This window comes from Pseudideonella sakaiensis, assembly GCF_048320135.1.
Lineage (GTDB): Bacteria > Pseudomonadota > Gammaproteobacteria > Burkholderiales > Burkholderiaceae_C > Ideonella_A > Ideonella_A sakaiensis_A.
The window spans coordinates 3,733,462-3,758,172 of the sequence record NZ_CP182947.1; the positions used below are offsets into that span (position 1 = coordinate 3,733,462).

A 24,711-nucleotide genomic window follows, 5' to 3' on the forward strand; every position below is an offset into this window, starting at 1 on the left:
TCTCCTCAGGGCTTGGTGACCGGTGCCCTCGGCAGGATGGTCGCCGGTTGGGGGGAGGCGGCGCCTTCGGCCTGGGCGCGCTGCAAGGCCTCGGCCATGCGGTCGAATGCCGCGTAGAGCCGGCCGAATTCGTCCTTGCGGGTCTCCGCGATCCGATGATCGAACCGCCCCTTGGCGATCTCGTCCATCGATTCCTCGACCAGCTTGATCGGCCTGGCAAACCAGTTGGCGACGAAATACATCGCGATCGCGACCGCCAGAACGGTGATCAGCAACAACACCACCATCAGCGTGATCGACAGTTGCGCGACCCGTTTCAACGGTTTTTCCGGCAGCGACAGCCACAATTTGCCGACCGGCGTGTTCGAGAACGTGATCGGCGTCTCGAGCCCGAGCACCGTTTCGTCGTTGATCGAATAGCGGGTCAGCGGCAGGCCGCTGCTGGTCTTGCCGATCGCCTCGCCGGCCGGCTCGCGAAACGGCTTGCCGACCAGTGTCGGATCGCTCGCAGCGCGGACGATGCCGGCGCGGTCGGCAATCGTCAGGCTTGCAAAATCGCCGGTCTTCATCATGCTGTCGACCGCCACCTCGACCGCACCCCAGTCCTCCAGCCCCGATGCGGCGGCATTCTGCACCGCGATGAAACGTGCCAGCGCGGCGCCGTTGTCGGTGACCTGGCTGAGCATCGCCGCATATTGCCGCTGCGTGATCACCGCGCCGGCGACCGCCATCACCAGCGCGACGATCAAGGCCATCATGCCGGCCCACTTGACGCGCAGCGAGACGAAGCGTGGTGTCTCCTTGGCCTTCGCGGCGGCATCCATCTCGGCCAGCACACGGGTCAGCGCCTCGGCCAGTTCCTCGCCGGTCTGGAAGCGCTTGTCGGGCGACTTCGCCAGACAGCGATCGACGACCCGGCGCAGCGAGGTCGGTACCTCAGGGCGCAGCTTCTCGATCGCCTCCGGGTTGTCGTTGGCAATCTTCACCGCCACTGCGATCAGCGTATCGCCCTGGAACGGGCGCTTGCCGGTCAGCATCTGATACAGCAGGATGCCGGTCGAGAACAGGTCGGAGCGGCCGTCGAGCTTCTGCCCCTGTGTCTGTTCCGGCGACATGTATTGCGGCGTGCCGAGCACGTCGCCGACCCGAGTGCGTTGTTCGGCATCGGGCGAATCGACGTGGGCGATGCCGAAATCGGTGACCCGGATCGACATGTCCCGACGCTGCAGCATGATGTTGCCGGGCTTGATGTCGCGGTGCACGATGCCGCGACGGTGCGCATAACCGAGTGCCTTCGCCAGCTGGATGCCGATCAGCACGACGTCGCGCACGCTCAGCGTCTGGCCCTTGGCCATCAGCTCGTTCAGCGGTTCGCCTTCGAGCAGTTCCATCGCCATGTACGGGCGACCTTCGATCTCGCCGACATCGTGGACGGTGACGATGTTGGTATGCGACAGGCCGCCAGCGGCACGCGCCTCCTGCAGGAAGCGGGCACGGTATTCCTCGTCGGCGCAGAACGATGCGTGCAGGAACTTGATCGCGACATCGCGGCCGATGCCCGGGTCATGGGCCTTGAAGACCGACGCCATTCCGCCGCGGCCGATCGCGCCCTTGATCAGATAACGGCCGACCTGCTGGACGGTGACGTCGCTGGTCTGCGAGCCACCGGGCAAGGTCTCGCCGACCACGCGGCCCGGCGTCGCCGGGTTGGCGGCGCTGCTCTGGCCGGTCGGCGGGCCGAATGTCGTCTGCCGCCCGGTCTGCGAGGTCGGCGGGTTCGACGTCGACGTCGATGAGTTGAGCATCTGCGCCAGCGAGGCGGCATTCAGCGCGTTTGTTTCACCGGCGGGCGGATCGGCCGGCGGTGACGGATCGTCGGCCCGATTGCCCTTGGCTTTTTCTTCTTCGGTCATCGAGGCGGGCCTCCCTGCCCGCAACGCTAGGAAAGGTGCAGTTCTGTTCCGATGTCCTCCGGCCCGAGCGGATCCGGGGCGTCATGGCGATGGGGCCATTCTGACCCATCGTGCTTGCTGCGCAAGCCGTTTTATCGTCGTGCGGGTGGCTGCGCTGCATTGACGATCGCAATGGCGCGCCGGCGTCCGATGGAAACACATCGGTTTCGATGTAACGGCGCTTGTGCCGACCGCGTCATTGGGCTACTGTCGGGGCGTCTGCACTGCAGGCAATACAGATGGCGCAGTCTCTGCGCGTCAGGAACCCCGGACCTTTTTCCTCCGGAGTTCCGAAACGGTGGCCTCGGTCACCCAGCCCCTTCCAGCTTCGTGCCGGAAGGGGTTTCGTTTTTTGGGGCGTCGTTTCGGTCGACGCAGAGAGGTGTGGATATACTGTATGAATATACAGTTGTCCGTCGGCGCGTCGTTTCTGCTTCGGCCGCCGCCCCCGCCAGCGGGTCACCCCGTGCTGCCGAATTACGCCGAACTCCATTGCCGCAGCAATTTCAGTTTTCTTCATGGCGCCTCGCACCCTGAGGAACTGGTCGTGCGCGCGGCAGCGCTCGGCTACAGCGCGCTCGCGCTGACCGACGAATGTTCGCTGGCCGGCGTCGTGCGTGCCCATGCCGAAGCGCGCCGTCATGAACTGCACCTGATCATCGGCAGCGAGATCCGGCTGCAGCTGCCTGACAGTGGCGCACCGCATGCGCGGCTGGTGCTGCTGGCGCAGACGCGGCGCGGCTACGGCAACCTGTCGCACTGGATCACCGTCGCGCGGCGGCGCGCGCCGAAAGGCGGCTACAAGGCCTGGCCCGGCGATATCGAAGGCAAGGTGCCGGAGGCGCCGACGCTGGCCGGGCTGCCTGGCTGCCTCGCGCTGCTGGTGCCGTCGGTCGAGCAACCGTTCGAGCAGATCTTTGCCCATGCGATGTGGCTGAAGACCTGGTTCCAGGACCGCGCCGCGATCGCACTCGAACTGCTGTACCGGCGCGGCGACGATGTGCTGCGCGAACGGGTGCTGCAGGTCGCCGAATTCACCGGTCTGCCGATCATTGCCAGCGGCGATGTGCTGATGCACCGGCGCTCGCGCAAGCCGCTGCTCGATGTGCTGACCGCAACCCGGCTGCGGCGCAGCGTCGCCGACTGCGGCGATGCACTGACATCGAATGCCGAGCAGCATCTGCGCTCGCGCAGCCGGCTCGCCGCGATCTACGCCGAGCAGTGGCTCGCCAACGGCGTTGCCTTCGCCGGCCGCTGCAGCTTTTCGCTCGGTGAACTCAAATATGAATATCCGAAGGAAATCGTCCCGCCTGGCCAGACGCCGACCAGCCACCTGCGGCAGCTGACCTTCGAAGGTTCGAAGACGCGTTTTCCGGACGGCCTCGACGACGAATGGCGCGAGCAGATCGAACACGAACTCGTGTTGATCGAGCGCCTCGCCTACGAACCGTATTTCCTGACCGTTGCCGACATCGTCCAGTGGGCGAGGGCGCAGGGCATCCTCTGCCAGGGCCGCGGCAGCGCCGCCAATTCGCTGGTCTGTTATTGCCTCGGTGTCACCGAGGTCGATCCGCGCCGCGCGAAGCTGCTGTTCGAGCGCTTCATCAGCGTCGAGCGCAACGAGCCGCCGGACATCGACATCGATTTCGAGCACCAGCGGCGCGAGGAGGTGATCCAGTACATCTATGCCAAATACGGCCGGCACCGCGCCGCGCTGACCGGCGTCGTCGTTTCCTATCGGCCGCGCTCGGCGCTGCGCGATGTCGGCCGCGCACTCGGCATCGACCTGCAACGCATCGATGCGGTTGCCAAAAGCCAGCAGTGGTTCGACGGCCGCAGCATCAACGACGAGCGGCTGCGCGAAAACGGCTTCGATCCGCAATCGCCGCTGGCCCGGCTGTGGGCCGAACTGACCTGCACGTTGATCGGATTTCCGCGCCATCTGAGCCAGCATCCGGGCGGCTTCCTGATCGCACGCGATCAGATCGAGCAGCTGGTGCCGGTCGAAAACGCCGCAATGCCCGGGCGCAGCGTGATCCAGTGGGACAAGGACGACCTCGATGCGCTCGGCCTGATCAAGGTCGACATCCTCGCGCTCGGCATGTTGAGCGCAATCCGCCGTGCGCTCGAGCTGATTGCGATCAAGCTCGGCCGTCCGATGCGGGTGCAGGACATCCCGGACGGCGATGCGCCGACCTACGAGATGATCAGCGCGGCCGATACCGTCGGCGTCTTCCAGATCGAAAGCCGCGCGCAGATGAGCATGCTGCCGCGGTTGAAACCGCAAAACTACTACGACCTGGTGGTCGAGGTCGCGATCGTGCGACCCGGCCCGATCCAGGGTGGCATGGTCCATCCGTATCTGCGCAACCGCGAACTCAGCGACGACCAGATTGCCTGTCCGGAAGAGCTGCGGCCGGCGCTGATGCGCACCAAAGGCGTGCCGATCTTCCAGGAGCAGGTGATGCAGATCGCGATGCTTGCGGCCGATTTCACCGGCGGCGAGGCCGACAGCCTGCGCCGCGCGATGGCGGCCTGGAAGCGCCGCGGCGGGCTGGCGCCGTTCTACGAGCGGCTGGTCGGGCGGATGAAGGAAAAGGGTTATGCCGCCGAATATGCCGAGCGCATCTTCAAGCAGATCGAGGGTTTCGGCGAATACGGCTTTCCGGAAAGCCATGCGGCCGGTTTTGCGCTGCTGGTCTATGTCAGCAGCTGGATCAAGCGGCATCACCCCGATGCCTTTCTCGCCGCGCTGCTGAACAGCCAGCCGATGGGTTTTTATGCGCCGGCGCAACTGGTGCGTGATGCCCGCGAACACGGCGTGCAGGTGCTGCCGGTCGATGTCGGCATCAGCGGCCAGCTGACCGGCTTCGAGGCCGGCCCGGCGAGCACGGTCAACGGGCTGCGCGCCGTCCGCCTCGGCCTCGACCGCATCAGCGGGCTGTCGAACGGCGCCGCCGAGCGGATCGTCGCCTGTCGCGGCGAGGCGCCATTCGACAGCGTCGAAGACCTCAGCCGGCGTGCCGCGCTGAATGCCCACGATCTGCAGGCGCTGGCCGCCGCCAATGCCTTGCGCAGCCTGAGCGGCCATCGCCACCAGGCGGCCTGGGCCGTCAGCGGCATCGATACCCGGCCGCCGGCGCTGCTGCGCGAGTCACGCGTGCACGAGGAGGCGGCCGAGATCGCCGCGCCGAGCGAAGGCGAGAACACCATCGCCGACTACCGCGCGCTCGGCCTGACGCTCGATCGCCACCCGCTGTCGCTGCTGCGCCGCCAGCTCGACGCCTTCAAGGTGCAGCCGGCGGCCGTGCTGCGCGGCTACCCGGACGGCCGGATCGCCCGCGCCAGCGGCATCGTCACGCACCGCCAGCGCCCGGAAACGGCAAAAGGCACGGTTTTCGTCACGCTCGAGGACGATACCGGCTCGGTCAACGTGATCGTCTGGCCAACCGTCGCCGCGGCGCAGCGCAAGCCGCTGCTGGCCTCGTCGCTGATGACGGTCTACGGCCGCTGGCAACGCGAAGGCGACGTCACCCACCTTGTCGCCGGCAAGCTGATCGACCACTCGCACCTGCTCGAAGGGCTGGTCAGCCGGAGTCGGGATTTCAGGTAGGGGCGGCCCCTCTCGAAGGCAGCCCGTTTTCGCGCCGTCGCGGCCGCCAGCGACATCGAGAGGCCACAAGCAGACAGCTCGCCAGACATCCATCGGTCAGAAATCCCGCCCGGCATCGATGCGGTTGGCTGCAAAACAACAACTTGCCTGCCCCACCAGCATGCTGAAAGGACCGCACCGAGCAGGTGTCCGCGTCCTCGCGGCCTGACGAGGCGTGGCAGGAAAAGGGCGCCATCCGCGGATCAATTTAATCGATCCGGCTGCTCAAGCCCCGGCAACATTGGCCGAAAAGACTCCGACAGACGGGCAAAGGCCCGTCCGGAAACAACACACGTTACCCAATTCGAGAGGATTCAAGATGGCTTCAGTATTAAGCGGCATGAGCACCGGACAGATTTCGGCGCTGACCACCGCTCAGTTGGCTGCCCTCTCGACCGCAGACTATGTTGCGTTGAGCACGCAGCAGCTCCAGGCTCTGACAACGACCCAGCTGATGTCGTTGAAAACGTCGTTCATTGCTGCCTTGACCACCACGCAGGCCGCGGCGCTGACCACGGCTCAAATCAGCGATGGCCTTACTACAGACCAGGTGATCGCACTGACGACGGCGCAGGTGGCTGCGTTGACGACGGATCAGGTTCAGGCGCTTTCGACTGGACAAATCGCGGCAATGGAAACCCGCGACCTGGTCGTTCTGAACAACACTCAGATCGCAGCGCTCACGACGGCGCAGATCAATGCGGGCCTCACAAGCGGCCAGATCGCCGCGCTGAAGACCTCGCAATTGACGGCGCTGACGACCGAGCAGATCAATGCCGGCCTGACGACCGAGCAGGTGGTCGCGCTGACGACGGCGCAGGTCGGTGCGTTGACGAGCGGCCAGGTGCAGGCCTTGTCGACCGGACAGATTGCGGCGATGGAAACGCGCGACGTGGTCGCGCTGAAGACTTCGCAGATCGCGGCGCTGACGACCGAGCAGATCAACGCCGGCCTGACGACAACGCAGATCGCCGCGCTGACGACCGCGCAGACCGGCGCGCTGACGACCGAGCAGATCAATGCCGGCCTGTCGACGCAGCAGGTGGTTGCGCTGACGACGGCCCAGGTGGGTGCATTGTCGACCGAGCAGGTGCAGGCCTTGTCGACCGGACAGGTCGCTGCGATGGAGACGCGCGACCTCGCCGCGCTGAAGACCGCGCAGGTCGCGGCGCTGACGACCGAGCAGATCAATGCGGGCCTGACGACCGAGCAGGTGGTCGCGCTGACGACGGCGCAGGTCGGTGCATTGACGACCGGGCAGGTGCAGGCCTTGTCGACTGGACAGATCGCCGCGATGGAAACGCGCGACATCGCCGCGTTGAAGACCTCGCAACTGGCGGCACTGACAACCGAGCAGGTCAATGGCGGTCTTACCACCGATCAAGTGGTTGCTTTGTCGACCGCGCAAGTTGGCGTGTTGACGAGCGAGCAGGTGCAGGCCTTGTCGACGGGGCAGATTGCGGCGATGGAGACACGCGACGTGGTCGCGCTGAAGACATCGCAGATTGCGGCGCTGACGACCGAGCAGATCAACGCCGGCCTGACGACAACGCAGATCGCCGCGCTGACGACCGCGCAGACCGGCGCGCTGACGACCGAGCAGATCAATGCCGGCCTGTCGACGCAGCAGGTGGTTGCGCTGACGACGGCCCAGGTGGGTGCATTGTCGACCGAGCAGGTGCAGGCCTTGTCGACCGGACAGGTCGCTGCGATGGAGACGCGCGACCTCGCCGCGCTGAAGACCGCGCAGGTCGCGGCGCTGACGACCGAGCAGATCAATGCGGGCCTGACGACCGAGCAGGTGGTCGCGCTGACGACGGCGCAGGTCGGTGCATTGACGACCGGGCAGGTGCAGGCCTTGTCGACCGGCCAGATCGCCGCGATGGAAACGCGCGACATCGCCGCGCTGAAGACCTCGCAACTGGCGGCACTGACAACCGAGCAGGTCAATGGCGGCCTTACCACCGATCAAGTGGTTGCTTTGTCGACCGCGCAAGTTGGCGTGTTGACGAGCGAGCAGGTGCAGGCCTTGTCGACGGGGCAGATCGCCGCGCTTGAAACGCGCGATCTGGCCGCGCTGAAGACTTCGCAGATTGCGGCGCTGACGACCGAGCAGATCAACGCCGGTCTGACGACAGGCCAGATCGCGGCGCTGAAGACTTCGCAGGTGAGCGCGCTGTCGAGCGAACAGGTCAACAACGGTCTGACGTCGGCGCAGGTGGTGGCGCTGACGACGGCGGGGGTCGCAGCGCTGACGACGGCTCAGTTGCAGGCGCTGACGACGGGGCAGGTTGCCGCAATCGAGACGCGGGATCTCGCCGCGTTGAAGACCGCGCAGATCGCCGCGCTGACGACTGAGCAGATCAATGCGGGTCTGACGACTGAGCATTTGGTCGCGCTGACGACGGCGCAGGTGGGCGCGTTGACGAGCGAGCAGGTGCAGGCACTGTCGACGGGGCAGATCGCCGCGATGGAAACGCGCGACCTCGCTGCGTTGAAGACCGCGCAGATTGCAGCGCTGACGACCGAGCAGATCAATGCCGGTCTGACGACCGAGCAGGTGGTCGCGCTGACGACGGCACAGGTTGCCGCGTTGTCGACCGGGCAGGTGCAGGCCTTGTCGACGGGGCAGATCGCTGCGCTGGAAACGCGCGATCTCGCAGTGCTGAATGCCGCGCAGATCGCTGCGCTGACGACGGCGCAGATCAATGGAGGATTGACGACCGGCCAGATCGCGGCATTGACGACCGCCCAGGTCGCAGCGCTGACGAGCGAGCAGATCAACGCGGGTCTGTCGACGCAGCAGGTGGTCGCGTTGACGACGGCGCAGGTCGGTGCGTTGACGAGCGGCCAGGTGCAGGCCTTGTCGACCGGACAGATTGCGGCGATGGAGACGCGCGACCTCGCTGCGTTGAAGACCGCGCAGATTGCAGCGCTGACGACCGAGCAGATCAATGCCGGCCTGACGACCGAGCAGGTGGTCGCGCTGACGACGGCGCAGGTCGGCGCGTTGACGAGCGGCCAGGTGCAGGCCTTGTCAACCGGGCAGATTGCGGCGATGGAGACACGCGACGTGGTCGCGCTGAAGACATCGCAAATTGCGGCGCTGACGACCGAGCAGATCAACGCCGGCCTGACGACAACGCAGATCGCCGCGCTGACGACCGCGCAGACCGGCGCGCTGACGACCGAGCAGATCAATGCCGGCCTGTCGACGCAGCAGGTCGTTGCGCTGACGACGGCGCAGGTGGGCGCATTGTCGACCGGCCAGGTGCAGGCCTTGTCGACTGGACAGATCGCCGCGATGGAAACGCGCGACATCGCCGCGCTGAAGACCTCGCAACTGGCGGCACTGACAACCGAGCAGGTCAATGGCGGTCTTACCACCGATCAAGTGGTTGCTTTGTCGACCGCGCAAGTTGGCGTGTTGACGAGCGAGCAGGTGCAGGCCTTGTCGACGGGGCAGATTGCGGCGATGGAGACACGCGACGTGGTCGCGCTGAAGACATCGCAGATTGCGGCGCTGACGACCGAGCAGATCAACGCCGGCCTGACGACAACGCAGATCGCCGCGCTGACGACCGCGCAGACCGGCGCGCTGACGACCGAGCAGATCAATGCCGGCCTGTCGACGCAGCAGGTGGTTGCGCTGACGACGGCCCAGGTGGGTGCATTGTCGACCGAGCAGGTGCAGGCCTTGTCGACCGGACAGGTCGCTGCGATGGAGACGCGCGACCTCGCCGCGCTGAAGACCGCGCAGGTCGCGGCGCTGACGACCGAGCAGATCAATGCGGGCCTGACGACCGAGCAGGTGGTCGCGCTGACGACGGCGCAGGTCGGTGCATTGACGACCGGGCAGGTGCAGGCCTTGTCGACCGGCCAGATCGCCGCGATGGAAACGCGCGACATCGCCGCGCTGAAGACCTCGCAACTGGCGGCACTGACAACCGAGCAGGTCAATGGCGGCCTTACCACCGATCAAGTGGTTGCTTTGTCGACCGCGCAAGTTGGCGTGTTGACGAGCGAGCAGGTGCAGGCCTTGTCGACGGGGCAGATCGCCGCGCTTGAAACGCGCGATCTGGCCGCGCTGAAGACTTCGCAGATTGCGGCGCTGACGACCGAGCAGATCAACGCCGGTCTGACGACAGGCCAGATCGCGGCGCTGAAGACTTCGCAGGTGAGCGCGCTGTCGAGCGAACAGGTCAACAACGGTCTGACGTCGGCGCAGGTGGTGGCGCTGACGACGGCGGGGGTCGCAGCGCTGACGACGGCTCAGTTGCAGGCGCTGACGACGGGGCAGGTTGCCGCAATCGAGACGCGGGATCTCGCCGCGTTGAAGACCGCGCAGATCGCCGCGCTGACGACTGAGCAGATCAATGCGGGTCTGACGACTGAGCATTTGGTCGCGCTGACGACGGCGCAGGTGGGCGCGTTGACGAGCGAGCAGGTGCAGGCGCTGTCGACGGGGCAGATCGCCGCGATGGAAACGCGCGACCTCGCTGCGTTGAAGACCGCGCAGATTGCAGCGCTGACGACCGAGCAGATCAATGCCGGTCTGACGACCGAGCAGGTGGTCGCGCTGACGACGGCACAGGTTGCCGCGTTGTCGACCGGGCAGGTGCAGGCCTTGTCGACGGGGCAGATCGCTGCGCTGGAAACGCGCGATCTCGCAGTGCTGAATGCCGCGCAGATCGCTGCGCTGACGACGGCGCAGATCAATGGAGGATTGACGACCGGCCAGATCGCGGCATTGACGACCGCCCAGGTCGCAGCGCTGACGAGCGAGCAGATCAACGCGGGTCTGTCGACGCAGCAGGTGGTCGCGTTGACGACGGCGCAGGTCGGTGCGTTGACGAGCGGCCAGGTGCAGGCCTTGTCGACCGGACAGATTGCGGCGATGGAGACGCGCGACCTCGCTGCGTTGAAGACCGCGCAGATTGCAGCGCTGACGACCGAGCAGATCAATGCCGGCCTGACGACCGAGCAGGTGGTCGCGCTGACGACGGCGCAGGTCGGCGCGTTGACGAGCGGCCAGGTGCAGGCCTTGTCAACCGGGCAGATTGCGGCGATGGAGACACGCGACGTGGTCGCGCTGAAGACATCGCAAATTGCGGCGCTGACGACCGAGCAGATCAACGCCGGCCTGACGACAACGCAGATCGCCGCGCTGACGACCGCGCAGACCGGCGCGCTGACGACCGAGCAGATCAATGCCGGCCTGTCGACGCAGCAGGTCGTTGCGCTGACGACGGCGCAGGTGGGCGCATTGTCGACCGGCCAGGTGCAGGCCTTGTCGACCGGACAGATTGCGGCGCTGGAGACGCGCGACCTCGCTGCGTTGAAGACCGCACAGATTGCAGCGCTGACGACCGAGCAGATCAATGCCGGCCTGACGACCGAGCAGGTGGTCGCGTTGACGACGGCGCAGGTTGGCGCATTGTCGACCGAGCAAGTGCAGGCCTTGTCGACCGGACAGATTGCGGCGCTGGAGACACGCGACGTGGTCGCGCTGAAGACCGCGCAGATTGCGGCGCTGACAACCGAACAGATCAATGCCGGTCTGACGACCGAGCAGGTGGTCGCGCTGACGACGGCGCAGGTCGGCGCGTTGACGAGCGGCCAGGTGCAGGCCTTGTCGACCGGGCAGATTGCGGCGATGGAGACACGCGACGTGGTCGCGCTGAAGACATCGCAGATTGCGGCGCTGACAACCGAGCAGATCAACGCCGGCCTGACGACAACGCAGATCGCCGCGCTGACGACCGCGCAGACCGGCGCGCTGACGACCGAGCAGATCAATGCCGGCCTGTCGACGCAGCAGGTGGTTGCACTGACGACGGCCCAGGTGGGTGCATTGTCGACCGAGCAGGTGCAGGCCTTGTCGACCGGACAGGTCGCTGCGATGGAGACGCGCGACCTCGCCGCGCTGAAGACCGCGCAGGTCGCGGCGCTGACAACCGAGCAGATCAACGCCGGCCTGACGACCGAACAGGTCGTTGCGCTGACGACGGCGCAGGTCGGTGCATTGACGACCGGCCAGGTGCAGGCCTTGTCGACCGGCCAGATCGCTGCGCTGGAAACGCGCGACCTCGCTGCGTTGAAGACCGCGCAGATTGCAGCTCTGACGACCGAGCAGATCAATGCAGGATTGACGACCGAGCAGGTGGTCGCGCTGACGACGGCCCAGGTGGCGGCACTCACGAGCGGGCAGGTGCAAGCCTTGTCGACCGGCCAGATCGCGGCGCTGGAAACGCGCGACGTTGTTGCGTTGCAGGCAGGACAGATTGCAGCGCTGACGACCGAGCAGATCAACGCCGGCCTGACGACGACGCAGATCGCCGCGCTGACGACCGCGCAGACCGGCGCGCTGACGACCGAGCAGATCAATGCCGGTCTGTCGACGCAGCAGGTGGTTGCGCTGACGACGGCCCAGGTGGGCGCATTGTCGACCGAGCAGGTGCAGGCATTGTCGACCGGGCAGATCGCTGCGATGGAAACGCGCGACCTTGCTGCGCTGAAGACCTCGCAACTGGCGGCGCTGACGACCGAACAGATCAATGCGGGCCTGACGACCGAGCAGGTGGTTGCACTGACGACCGCGCAGGTGGTCGCGTTGACGAGCGGCCAGTTGCAGGCGTTGTCGACGGCTCAGATCGCCGCGATGGAGTCGCGCGATGTCGTTGCGCTTAAGACGGCGCAGATTGCAGCGCTGACGACCGAGCAGATCAACGCCGGCCTGACGACCACCCAGATTGCCACGCTGACGACCGCGCAAATGGGAGCGCTGACGACCGAGCAGATCAATGCCGGTCTGTCGACGCAGCAGGTGGTTGCGCTGACGACGGCGCAGGTGGCCGCATTGACGAGCGGGCAGGTCCAGGCCTTGTCGACCGGGCAGATCGCCGCGCTGGAAACGCGCGACCTTGCTGCCTTGAAGACCGCACAGATTGCAGCCCTGACGACCGAACAGATCAATGCTGGTCTGACGACCGAACAGGTGGTCGCGCTGACGACGGCGCAGGTGGTCGCATTGACGAGCGGGCAGGTGCAGGCCTTGTCGACAGGGCAGATCGCCGCGATGGAAACGCGCGATCTCGTCGCGCTGCAGACTTCGCAGTTGGCCGCGCTGACGACCGAGCAGATCAATGCAGGTCTGACAACCGACCAGGTGGTGGCGCTGACGACGGCGCAGGTCGGTGCATTGACGACCGGGCAGCTGCAGGCCTTGTCGACCGGACAGATCGCGGCGATGGAGACGCGCGACGTGGTTGCGCTGAAGACTTCGCAGATTGCGGCGCTGACGACCGAGCAGATCAACACTGGCCTGACGACGACGCAGATTGCCGCGCTGACGACCGCACAGACCGACGCGCTGACAACCGAGCAGATCAATGCCGGTCTGTCGACGCAGCAGGTGGTGGCGCTGACGACGGCGCAGGTGGCTGCGTTGACGAGCGGGCAGGTCCAGGCCTTGTCGACGGGGCAGCTCGCTGCGATGGAGACGCGCGATCTCGCTGCGCTGAAGACCTCGCAGATTGCAGCGCTGACCACTGAGCAGATCAGTGCCGGCCTGACCACCGAGCAGGTGATTGCGCTGACGACGGCCCAAGTGGCCGCGTTGACGACCGGCCAGGTGCAGGCCTTGTCAACAAGCCAGCTTGCGGCGATGGAAACCCGAGATGTCGCCGCGTTGAGGACCGCGCAGCTCGCTGCGTTGACGACCGAACAGGTGCAGCTTGCCTTGACCACCGCGCAAATCGTCGCGTTGAGCACGGCACAGGTGATAGCCCTGACGACAAATCAGATTGAAGCCTTGAGCACGAATCAGGTCAGCGCATTGACGACGACGCAGGTCGAGTCCCTCACCGAAGAACAGATCGGTGCCTTCACGACCGATCAGATCAGCCACCTGACGCTCGGCACGCCGATCGTGCTCGATCTGTCCGGCAACGGCATCTCGACGAGGAATATCGGCGAGGGCGTCAAGTTCGACATCTTCGGTACCGGCGTCGCGGTCAATACCGGCTGGGTCGCTCCGGACGATGGCCTGCTGGTGCTCGATCGCAACGGCAACGGCATCATCGACAGTGGCGCCGAGTTGTTCGGTATCGGCACCCGGCTGGCCAATGGCCAACGAGCAGCGAACGGCTACAAGGCACTGGCGGAACTCGACTCCAACGGCGACGGTTCGCTCGACGACGGCGACGACGACTTCGCTCGGCTGATGGTCTGGGTCGATGCAAACGGTGACGGCGTTTCCGGTCAGGAGGAGCTGCACAGTCTGTCATCGCTGGGGATCAAGCAGATGAACATCGGTGCCCAGTCGTCGACGCAGATCGACAACGGCAACCTTGTCGGCCTGGTCTCCAACTTCAGCTATGCCGATGGCTCGACGCGTCAGATGGGTGACGTCTGGTTCCAGACCAGGCGGAACGATGCCGCGATCGCCCCGGCCGGGTTGGCTGCAGAGGTGAGCAACCCGACGCTGATGGCGATCGATTCGCCGGCCCTGATTGCCCCGGGATCGTCAGGATCTGTGATCGGCAGCGCGAGTCTGGCCGGCATCGAAGCCGGCGGCAGCGACATCGTCGCAGCGGCGCAGCCGGTCGAAGCCCTGGATGCTCAGCTGGCGGCGATCGAGCTGACGCAGCCGGCTGCCCCGGCGCCGATGGCGGAGGTGGTGGCTGACAACACTGCCCTGACGATCGAGGCGATGGCGGCGGTCGATGACGGCAGCCAGAGCCTCAGCACCGCAGTGGCTGGGCTGGCCGAGGCGATGGCATCGTTCGACAGCAACGGCGCGGCGCTGTCGATCACGTCGACCGGCATCACGCAGGCGCTGAAGACATCGCCGCTGATTGCCGAAGGCGAGGTCAAGCTGGCTGGCGGGTTGTCGAGCATGGTTCAGGCGATGAAGCAGTTCGATGCCAATGGACAGCTGAACGTCGGTTCGACGTCGTCGGTCGGAGCCCTGCCGGTGACACTGAACACGTCGGCATCGATGCTGAACCAGCAGAACGACATCCTGGCCTCGACCGGCAAGGCCTGACGAACCGGCGGCGTCCAGTCGCGCCCGCACCGCGTCTTGCGCGGTGCGGGCGCTTTTCCTTTCGGCAACGGCAGCACCAAGCAGCGAAAAGCGGCGCAAGCCGCCGGTCTTTTCCGCGTACCAAGCTGCTGCCTGACGGCATATCGTCAGCCGAACCCCCGATCGTGGGGGAGGAGCGCGAACCGCTCGGGGGTACTGCGTCCGGCTGCGCCAGATGCCAACGTTGACCACCCTCGGGGCAGGCTCGTCATATGGATGCCCGTTTGATGGTGCCGAATGTCAAGCATTGAAGAATTTGGATCGGTGGTCCTGCAGGGTTGGCAGGGCACGCTCTCGTTCACTGAACTTCTCGAACGCGCTGGGCAACTCGAGGCCGACGGCCTGCCACAGTTGTCCGTCGTGCTGTACCAGACCTGGCTCGGCCGCAACCAGTCCCCGTACGCACACGCCGGCTATTTCAACCTGGGCGCAGCGCTGAGCAACGTCGGCGACCTGGCGGCCGCAGAAGCTTCCTACCGGCAGGCGATTTCGCTTGCGCCGGGTTTTGTCCATCCGCGCCTCAATCTGGGGCTGCTGCTCGAACGCGCCGGCAAGCTCGATGAGGCGATCGCCGAATGGCGCTGGATCGACGCGAACAGCCCGCGTGATGCGGCCAACCGGGCGGTTGTCGTCTCGGCACTGAACAATCTCGGCCGAGTCCTCGAGACGCGCAAGCAGTTGAGCGACGCGACCGATTGCCTCAGCCGCAGTCTCGCCCTGCAGGCCGATCAGCCTGACGTGCTGCACCACTGGGTTTTTCTGCGCGCCCGGCAATGCATGTGGCCGGTTTATCAGGAGATTCCGGGCGTCAGCCGCGAGGCAATGGTCAGTGCGACGTCGGCACTGGCGATGATCGCCCTCGACGATGATCCAGCCGAACAGCTTGCCGCGGCAAGACGTTATGTCGACAAGAAGCTCGCCCGCAACCTCGAGCGGCTGGCGCCGAGCGGCGGCTACGGCCATGAGCGGATCCGCATCGGCTACCTGTCGTCAGATTTCTGCCTCCATCCGGTCTCGATGCTGACCGCACAGCTGTTCGAACTGCACGACCGCGGCCGCTTCGAGGTGTATGGCTTCTGCTGGAGTCCGGAAGACGGCTCGGCAATGCGCGAGCGGGTAAAGGCGGGGATGGACCGTTTCCTGCGCATCGACGGCCTCGACGACCGCCAGGCTGCCGAGCTGATCCGGTCGCACGAGATCGACATCCTGGTCGACCTGCAGGGGCAGACCTCCGGTGCGCGCGCCAATATCCTCGGCCACCGCCCGGCGCCGATGCAGATCACCTACCTCGGATTGCCGGCGACGACCGGCCTGCCGGAAATCGACCATGTGATCGCCGACCCCTTCCTGATACCGCCGGAGCAGGCTCACCACTATTCCGAGCGGCCGCTGTACATGCCGCAGGTCTACCAGGTCAGTGACCGGCAGCGGGTGGCCGGCGTGACGCCGACCCGCGCCGAATGCGGCTTGCCGGAAACCGGCTTTGTCTTCTGCTCGTTCAACAACAGCTTCAAGTACACGCCGGAGGTCTTCGCCGTCTGGATGAAGCTGCTGCAGCGGGTGCCCGGCAGCGTGTTGTGGCTGCTTGCCGACAACCCGTGGTCAGAATCGAATCTGCGTCGCGAGGCCGAAGCGGCAGGTGTCAGCGCGGACCGGCTGGTGTTCGCCGGACGTGTCGCGCCGGAAAACTACCTCGCCCGCTTCGAGCTCGCCGACCTGTTCCTCGACACCTTTCCGTTCAACGCCGGCACGACCGCGAACGATTGCCTGTGGATGGGCTGCCCGATCCTGACGCTGACCGGCCGCTCGTTCGCCTCGCGGATGGCCGGCGCCTTGCTCACTGCGGCAGGCTTGCCCGAACTGATCACGACGACGCTGGCCGACTACGAAGAAGCGGCGGTCGCGATTGCCACCGATCCCCAGCGTTGCATCAGGTTGCGCCAGCACCTCGCACGCGAGCGCGAATCCGGCCCGCTGTTCGATACGCCGCAGTTCGTCCGCGATCTCGAACAACGCCTGATCGCACTGCTCGACGAAACGGCCCTGCCGGTTGCGGCATGACCGGCGCAGCCGCAACAGCCGACAAGACGCGCTTCAAGAAGCGCATCAGCGCCGCTCGCATGGGCGATCGGGAGGCGCAGTACGAAGTTGGCGCGATGCTGGCCAATGGCATCGGCACCGAGCGCGACGTCGTAGAGGCGCTGGTCTGGTTCAAGGCTGCGGCGGCAAAGGGGCATCCGACCGCGCAGTATTTGCTGGCCGTCGCGTTTGCCAATGGTGTGGGCACCGACAAGGACGAGTTCCAGGCGGTGCAGTGGTTTTTCAAGGCCGCCGAGCAGGGCAATGAGAAGGCGGTGCTGAAGCTCGCGACACGGCTTTCGGAAAACCACGATGCCTTTGTTTTCGGCTGCTTTCTGAAGGCTGCCGAACTCGGGTTTGCCGAAGCGCAGCACGAATTGGCCGAGCGCTATGCCGGCGGTCTCGGCACCGCAAGAAACGAGCAGGCGGCGCTCGACTGGTACGAGAAGGCGGCCCGGCAAGGCGTCGCCAGAGCTCAGTTTGCACTTGCCGAACGCCTCGCGCGCAGTGACGTTCAGGGCCTGCCCGGCGAAGACGCCTTGCGCTGGTACCGGGCTGCCTGCGCCCAGGGCCACCCGGGCGCGCAGCTGGTGTTGTCGCGGCTCGATATCACCGGCAAGGGCCGCGACAAGGCCGGTGCCCGCCGGATCCGCAAGGCCGACGGCGACGACCGTCGCCAGACCGATCAGCGCTGGGCACGTTTTGCCGAAAGCGGCCATGCCGACGACCGTTACCACGTCGGATTCATCCACGAGATGGGCATCGACGGCGAGCCCGACCCGACTGAAGCCCGCCGCTGGTATGCGCTGGCGGCGCAAGCGCAGCACCGCGATGCCCAGGTGGCGCTGGCCCGGTTGTGCGACGCCGGAACGTCGAGCGAGGACAGGCAACAGGCCCACTACTGGTGGCAGCGTGCTGCCGAGCAAGGCAGTGCCGAGGCGCAGTACAAGCTCGGCCGGGCCTGCGCAACCGGTGACGGTGCCGACCGCAATCCCTTGCAGTCGCTGGCCTGGCACATGCGCGCTGCCGAACAAGGGCATCCGCATGCGCTGATGGCCGTTCACGAGTTGTTGACCAATGGCGCCAGCGCGGCCGCCGACGCCTGCCTGCGCGAGGCGGCCGAGCGGGGCCAGGCGCAGGCGCAGTTCATGATGGGCCAACGGCTTGCCGCCGGGGCCGAGTCGGGCCGCTGCCACCAGCAGGCCCGCGACTGGCTCGAGCGCGCCGCGCTGCAGGGCCATGCCGAAGCCCAGTGTGCACTCGGCTCTTGGCATGCCCAGGGGCGTGGACCGACACCGGACTTTGTCGGCACCGAAGGAATGGACGATTGGGTCGCCGCGGGCCACGGGCCGGCGCCGGATTTTGTCGTTGCGCGCGAATGGTTCGAAAAGGCCGCCGAGCAGGGGCATGCGAGGGCCCAGTGGCTGCTCGGCAACCTCTATGCCTCTGGCGCCGACGGCGTCGCGCGGGACGCAAAGAAGGCGATGCTGTGGTGTCAGAAGGCGGCGGCGGCCGGGTTTGCGCCGGCGCAGGCGACGCTCGGAACGCTGTTCGCCCAGGCGAAGCGGACCGACCGCGCGATTCCGTGGTGGACCAAGGCAGCGGTGCAGGGCGACGCCGAAGCGCAGTTCAACCTCGGCAATGCCTACCGTTGCGGCAGTGGTGTCGAGGCTGACCTGCGAACCGCCTTCCTGCTGATGATGAAAGCGGCGGTGGCAGGGGTCGCGGCTGCGCAGACCCGGGTCGGGCTGGCCTATGTCACCGGCGAGGGTGCCGCGAGCGATCCGGTCGAAGCGACCAAGTGGTTTCTGATCGCGCAGCGCGCCGGCGACGTTGCCGCGGCCGCAAATTGCGAACGTGCGCGTTCGCTGCTGAGCCCGGTGCAACTGGCCGAGGCCGAATGGCGGGCCGCTGAATGGCAGGAACGCGTCGGCGGCAGCGTTGCCGGCGCGCCCGGCGAGACAGCCGCACAGCTGGCGACTGCGGCCTGAACGCCGCGCACCCGGTTGCCGACCGCGACGCAGCACAGGACCGGCCTCTGGCGCCAGGCCAGGCCGACAAGTGGCACCGAATTCCGCACCTATTCGCGGGCTTCGCAAATGACGGAGATGGGAACATTCCGCCACTGCAACTCGAGGCCGAACATCCGCCTTTGCTATCGATTTCCAGATGGCCAACTTCTCACACTCCGCCGTCCAGTGCCTGACCGCGATCGCCCAGCACCATGGTGTGCAGGTCAATCCTGATCGGCTGATCGACGAACATGCGCTTCCGGACCAGGAGCCGCGTGCGCCGTTGCTGGTCCGCATTGCCGCGGGCATCGGTTTCAAGGCGCGCATCGCGAAGCTGAACTGGACCGGTGTCTTCGCGCAGGAAGGTGTCTTTCCGTTCATCGGTTTTCTGAAGGACGGGAAGGCGGTGATCGTCGTCGGCGTGCGCGCCGGTGGCGACGGCTCGGATGGCGAGGTTGCGGTGCTCAATCCGCTGCTGCCGCAGATGCAGGTGCATTACCTCGACCGTGCGATGTTCGACGAGGTGTGGGGCGGCACGGTCATCTTCCTGAAGCGAAGCCACACGCTGTCCGATCCGAAACAACCGTTCAGCTTCCGCTGGTTCATCCCGGAGATCCTGCGCCACAAGTCGGCGTTCCGCGACATCGCGATCGCTGCAGTGGCGATCAGCCTGTTGTCGATGGCCTCGCCGATCTTTTTCCAGATCGTCATCGACAAGGTGCTGGTGCACCAGAGCACGTCGACGCTGTGGGTGCTCGCCGGCGGCATCGGCATTGCATTGGTGTTCGAGGCGGTGTTTTCGTACGGGCGGCAGATCCTGCTGCTCGCCGCCACCAACAAGATCGACATGCAGGTCACGCGACGGGCGTTTTCTCACCTGCTGTCGCTGCCGATCGAATATTTCGAGACGACATCGGCCGGCGTCGTCGCGCGGGTGATGCAGCAGCTCGAAGGCATTCGCGCCTTCCTGACCGGCCGGCTGTTGTTCACGGCGCTCGATACCGTGACGCTGCTGATCTACATGCCGCTGCTGTTCGTCTATTCACCGAAGCTGGCGTCGATCGTGCTCGGCTTTGCGCTGACGATTGCGCTGATCATCGCCGGCCTGCTGCCGACCTACAAGCGCCAGCTCGACGTGTTGAACGGCGCCGAGGCCAAGCGCCAGGCACTGCTGGTCGAGACGCTTCACGGCATGCGCACCGTCAAGGCCTTGGCGATCGAGCCGGCGCAGCGCAAGACCTGGGACCAGTTGTCGGCCGAGACGATCACCTCGCATTTCAATGTCGCAAAGACCGGCATCACCGGCAATACCGCGACCGACTTTCTCGGCAAGCTGCTGCCGGTGGTCGTGATCGTCGTCGGTGCGCAGGGCGTATTTGACGGCACGATGTCGGTCGGTGTGCTGATCGCCTTCCAGATGTTGTCGGGCCGGGTGATGGGTCCGCTGATCGCGATCGTCGGCCTGATCAACGACTACCAGCAGACGGCGGTGTCGGTGCGCATCCTCGGCGATGTGATGAACCGGCCGTCCGAAGGGCGCGGCACCGCCGGCGGACTGCGGCCGACGCTGACCGGCGAGATCAGCTTCGACGACGTGACCTTCCGCTACCCGGGCACCAACGCGCCGGCGCTCGACCGCACGACATTCACGATCAAGTCCAACACCACGGTCGGCATCGTCGGCCGAAGCGGCTCCGGCAAGAGCACGCTGACGAAGATCCTGCAGGGCCTGTACCCGGTGTCGAGCGGCATCGTCCGATTCGATGGCGTCGATGCCCGCGAGATCGAGCTCGGCCATCTGCGTCGACAGATCGGCATCGTGCTGCAGGAGAACTTCTTGTTCCGCGGCTCGGTGCGCGCCAACATCGCGATGGCCAAGCCGACCGCGACCTTCGAGGAGATCGTTGCGGCAGCACAGCTGGCCGGCGCCGATGAATTCATCGAGCGGCTGCCGCAGGGCTACGACACCGTGCTCGAGGAGGGCGCGACCAACCTGAGCGGCGGCCAGAAACAGCGGCTGTCAATCGCGCGCTCGCTGCTGCTGAAGCCGCGCGTGCTGATTCTGGACGAGGCGGCCAGTGCGCTCGACCCGGAGAGCGAGGCGATCTTCATCCGCAACCTGTCGAAGATGGCAGTCGGCCGCACGGTAATCATGATTTCGCACCGGCTGTCGACGCTGGTCAATGCCGACACCATCCTGGTGATGGCACAGGGCCGGCTGGCCGATGCCGGCAAGCATGAGGAATTGCTGTCGCGTTGCGAGACTTACCAACAGCTATGGCATCAGCAAACAAGTCATCTGTAGCCGCCGCGCACGCGGCGATCGACTTCCTGCCCGACGCCGACGAAATCGAACGCCGCCCGTTCCCGCGGGTGACGCGGATGATGCTGCACCTGCTGCTCGCAGCGATGCTCTGCTTCGTCGTCTGGGCAGCGGTATCGAAGGTCGATCTCGTCGTCGTTGCGCAAGGCCGTCTGGTCACGCCGCTGCCGAATATCGTCGTGCAGCCGCTCGAGACATCGATCATCCAGACAATCGATGTGCGCGCCGGCCAGGTCGTGCGCAAGGGGGACCGGCTGGCCACGCTCGACCCGACCTTTGCACAGGCCGACGAATCGCAGCTGCGCAACCGGCTCAGCAGCCTGAATACGCAGCTGGCGGCGATCGAGGGCGAACTGTCGAGAAAAATGCCGGCCGCGCAGGACGTGCCGACGCAGGACGGCCAGATCCAGTCTCGCCTGTCGTCCGAACGCCAGGCCACGTATGCGTCGCAGCTGCGCCGGCAAAGCGAATCGATCGCCAGGCTCAGATCGGCGCTCGAGACCGCCCGCCAGGACGAGCAGGCGCTCGCGCTGCGCGTGCAGGGCCTGCAGGAAATGGAACGGATGACCGACGACCTGGTCAGCAAGAAGCTCGCGGTGACCAGCCGCCTGCTCGATGCGCGCGATCGCCTGATGGAGGCCGAACGGGCCCGTGAACTGGCCAGGAACAGGCAGATCGAACTGCGGCGCGAGCTGTCGGCCGTCGAGGCGGAAAAGAGCTCGTTCGAAACCGGCTGGCGGCAGAAACTGCTCGAGGAGATGCTCGCCGTCTCGCGCGAGCGCGATGCGGTCAACGACCAGTTGCAGAAGGCCAATCGCCGGCAGAGCATGGTCGTGCTGACCGCGCCGGCCGACGCCGTCGTGCTCGACGTCGTCAAGCTGTCGGCCGGCTCGATCGTCAAGGAAGCTGAACCGTTCTTCACGCTGGTGCCGATCGGTGACGTGCTCGAAGCCGAGGTGCAGGTCGGCTCGCAGGACGTCGGTTACCTGAAGATCGGCGACCATGTTCGTGCCAAGCTCGATGCCTTCCCGTTCCAGAAACACGGCATGTTGACCGGCAGCCTGCGCACGATCAGCCAGGATGCCTACCGCAAGGACGAGCGTGCACGGCCCGGCCCCGATGGCTACTACAGCACGCGGGTGGCGTTCACCACCTATGCGCTCGACAACATGCCGGCCCATGCCCGCCTGCTGCCCGGCATGGCGGTGACTGCGGAAATGGTGGTCGGCAAGCGCTCGGTGTTGTCCTACCTGTTCTGGCCGCTGACGAAGGCGATGAACGAGTCGATCAGGGAGCCGTGATGGCCGCAACTCGCCGCTCCACAGCCGGCATCGCACTTGGCATCGCGATGATCGTCGCTGCTGGCTGCTCGACGAAATCGTCGAAGGTCGATGCCGCATCACAGCTCAGGCTGCCCGCGAATTACCGCAATGCCGGTGCGATCGATGCCCCTGCAAGTGCCACGATGCGGCAGACAAGCCTGGCCGGGCAGGGCGCCGACGCGGCGCCGCACCCGGTTTCGCCACCGACGCGCGGCGTGTCGCAAACGGCCTGGTGGCGCGTGTTTGCGAACCGCGAACTCGACCGCCTCGTCGACCAGGCGCTGGCGAACAACCGCGATCTGCGGATCGCAACACTGCAGGTCGCACAGGCCAAGCTGCGTGCCGACCAGGTCGGCGCCGATGGCAAACCCAAATTGTCGGCACCGCTGCAGGCCGCGGTGCAGGCGCCGGGCGGGCAGGTCGGCGCGGTACCAGTGAGTGGCAGCCGTTCGCGCCAATCTGCATTGCAGATGAGCCTGCAAGGCCAGTGGCAACCCGACCTGTGGGGCGAGCGCGCCGGCATGGCCGAGTCGGCGCAGATGCAGGTGTGGCGGGCAATCTACGAGCGCGAGAACCTGCAGCGCAACCTGGTCGCCGGTGTCGTCACCGGCTATATCAACTTTTTGATGGCCAACGATGCGATCCGGCTGGCCAGGCAAAGCGAAATCACTGGCGTGGGCATCGTCAAGGTGCTCGAGCAGCGCCTCGCCGCCGGTGACGCCACTGCCGAGGAAGTCGAACAGAAACGGGCGGCGCTGTATGCGGCGCAACTGGCGCTGCCAGGGCTCGAACTGCAACGCGAGGAGGCGCGCAACGTCATTGCGCTGCTGGTCGGCACGGTGGCGTCGGAGATCGAACTGAGCGAGACCGGCGTCGATTCGATGAAGGCGCCAGAACTCGCCGCCGAATTGCCGTCGTCGCTGCTGTTCAAGCGGCCCGACATCCGTGCCGTCGAGGCGCGCATGCGCGCGGCCAATGCCGACATCGCGGTGGCACGGGCGCGGATGCTGCCGGCGCTGAACCTGAGCTCGCAGATCGGCTACAGCGGTGTCGGCGTGATGCATATGCTGCAGCCGCAGACCTTGTTCTGGAACCTGATTTCCGGCATGGCGGTCAGCATCTTCGACGGCGGCCGCAAGGAAGCCGACAAGGCCTTGTCGCAGGCTGCCTACGAGCAAATGGTCGAGACATACGCGCGTACCGTGCTGCAGGCGATGCGTGAAGTCGAAGGCACGCTGGCAGGCATGCGTTCGGCGCGCGAGCAGCTGGCCGTGCAGCGCCGCATGACCGATGCCGGATTGAACCTGTACAAGCTCAGCGAGACCGGCTTTCGTGTCGGCGCGGTCGATACCACCGGCCTGCTCGAGGCGAGAAAGGGCTGGCAGCGCCATGTCGAGGACGAATGGCGGCGCAAGGCCGACTATCTGAAGACCAATGTCGCGCTTTATCAGGTGCTGGGTTCGCAGGCCGTCGCGCCTGTCTCGGGTGTCAGTGCTGAGGACGATGAATTCGACCGTTTCGCCGGCCTTGCCGAAGCGGAGCTGTTCGGCAATGGTTCTAGCCTGGCCGGCAACGCCGGCTGGCAGGTCGTATTGCCGGGCATGCATCATCACTCGACCGTGCTGGCTGTCTGGCGCGACCTGCATGCGCGTTACCCCGCCGAGATGCAGGGCCGCGCGCTGCGCGTGCGGCCGAACGGGCACGTCGATGCCGACGACGCCGGCCCGCAGGCTTGGCACCAGCTCTTCGTGACCCGCTTCGCGGTGAAGGACGATGCGGAACGCTTCTGCCGTGGGTTGCGGATGCGGCAGCAGATGTGTGGGGTGGAGGCCGTTACCGCCAATGCCGCCAGTCTCGGCACCGCGAACGCGATCTCCCGCCTGGCTGCCACGGTCGGTGACGGGTTGTCGGCCGCCAACCATCGATGACACCCGCAACCAGCGATACCAGAAGATGAAGGTCGCGCAGTTCAAGCTGCACGCCGATCAGGTAACCGCCGATGGCGAGCAGGGCCTCGATGCGCCGCCGCAGGCCGCGGTGCAGGCGCCGCCCGGGTAGGTCGGCGGTGCCGGTGACGCGCAGCAGTTCGCGGCAGCAGGCGTCGCTGAGATGAGCCTGCATGGGCACTGGCAGCCCGACCTGTGGGGCGACGCTCGGGCATGGCCGGATCGGCGCAAATGCAGGTCTCGCGAACAATCTGCGAACGCGATAACCTGCAACACAGTCTTGTCCGCTAACTGGTCAACGGCTATGCTGACTACTTGACCGCCAAACACGCGATCC

At 66.0% G+C, this 24,711-nt stretch carries 8 protein-coding genes; 7 read left to right on the top strand and 1 reads right to left on the bottom strand.

Features of this window, described 5'->3' with window-relative positions; translation table 11 throughout:
• Positions 1 to 5: 5 nt before the first annotated feature.
• Positions 6 to 1,913: a protein kinase domain-containing protein gene (locus ACNH6H_RS17100; protein WP_418319348.1), complete on the bottom strand. Its 1,908-nt coding sequence runs from the start codon at positions 1,911 to 1,913 to the stop codon at positions 6 to 8.
• A 436-nt stretch (positions 1,914 to 2,349) separates the two neighbouring features.
• Between ACNH6H_RS17100 and ACNH6H_RS17105 the strand changes: the two genes are divergently transcribed.
• From ACNH6H_RS17105 to ACNH6H_RS17135, 7 genes are all read left to right on the top strand, one after another.
• Entirely contained in the window at positions 2,350 to 5,565 is a 3,216-nt protein-coding gene (locus ACNH6H_RS17105; protein WP_418319349.1) for an error-prone DNA polymerase, read from the top strand.
• A 358-nt stretch (positions 5,566 to 5,923) separates the two neighbouring features.
• Entirely contained in the window at positions 5,924 to 14,653 is an 8,730-nt protein-coding gene (locus tag ACNH6H_RS17110) for a beta strand repeat-containing protein (RefSeq protein ID WP_418319351.1), read from the top strand.
• Positions 14,654 to 14,929: 276 nt separating this feature from the next.
• Entirely contained in the window at positions 14,930 to 16,753 is a 1,824-nt protein-coding gene (locus ACNH6H_RS17115) for an acetylglucosamine transferase (RefSeq protein WP_418319353.1), read from the top strand.
• The gene (locus tag ACNH6H_RS17120) at positions 16,750 to 18,762 is read left to right on the top strand and encodes a tetratricopeptide repeat protein (protein ID WP_418319355.1); all 2,013 of its coding nucleotides are present in this window, start codon (positions 16,750 to 16,752) and stop codon (positions 18,760 to 18,762) included. Before ACNH6H_RS17115 ends, ACNH6H_RS17120 begins: the two co-directional genes overlap by 4 nt.
• A 178-nt stretch (positions 18,763 to 18,940) precedes the next feature.
• Positions 18,941 to 21,088, top strand: coding sequence for a peptidase domain-containing ABC transporter (locus tag ACNH6H_RS17125; RefSeq protein WP_418319357.1), 2,148 nt, complete (start codon positions 18,941 to 18,943; stop codon positions 21,086 to 21,088).
• Positions 21,061 to 22,407 (top strand): HlyD family type I secretion periplasmic adaptor subunit, encoded by a 1,347-nt coding sequence (locus ACNH6H_RS17130; RefSeq protein WP_418319358.1) that lies wholly within the window; start codon positions 21,061 to 21,063, stop codon positions 22,405 to 22,407. Before ACNH6H_RS17125 ends, ACNH6H_RS17130 begins: the two co-directional genes overlap by 28 nt.
• The gene (locus ACNH6H_RS17135) at positions 22,407 to 24,356 is read left to right on the top strand and encodes an efflux transporter outer membrane subunit (protein WP_418319359.1); all 1,950 of its coding nucleotides are present in this window, start codon (positions 22,407 to 22,409) and stop codon (positions 24,354 to 24,356) included. Before ACNH6H_RS17130 ends, ACNH6H_RS17135 begins: the two co-directional genes overlap by 1 nt.
• Positions 24,357 to 24,711 lie beyond the last annotated feature (355 nt).

Bases quoted from the DNA above. Each gene is read 5' to 3' on its own strand.
- ACNH6H_RS17110 (WP_418319351.1), top strand. From the start codon at position 5,924: ATGGCTTCAGTATTAAGCGGCATGAGCACCGGACAGATTTCGGCGCTG.
- ACNH6H_RS17105 (WP_418319349.1), top strand. From the start codon at position 2,350: ATGAATATACAGTTGTCCGTCGGCGCGTCGTTTCTGCTTCGGCCGCCG.
- ACNH6H_RS17125 (WP_418319357.1), top strand. From the start codon at position 18,941: ATGGCCAACTTCTCACACTCCGCCGTCCAGTGCCTGACCGCGATCGCC.
- ACNH6H_RS17135 (WP_418319359.1), top strand. From the start codon at position 22,407: ATGGCCGCAACTCGCCGCTCCACAGCCGGCATCGCACTTGGCATCGCG.
- ACNH6H_RS17130 (WP_418319358.1), top strand. From the start codon at position 21,061: ATGGCATCAGCAAACAAGTCATCTGTAGCCGCCGCGCACGCGGCGATC.
- ACNH6H_RS17120 (WP_418319355.1), top strand. From the start codon at position 16,750: ATGACCGGCGCAGCCGCAACAGCCGACAAGACGCGCTTCAAGAAGCGC.
- ACNH6H_RS17115 (WP_418319353.1), top strand. From the start codon at position 14,930: ATGTCAAGCATTGAAGAATTTGGATCGGTGGTCCTGCAGGGTTGGCAG.
- ACNH6H_RS17100 (WP_418319348.1), bottom strand. From the start codon at position 1,913: ATGACCGAAGAAGAAAAAGCCAAGGGCAATCGGGCCGACGATCCGTCA.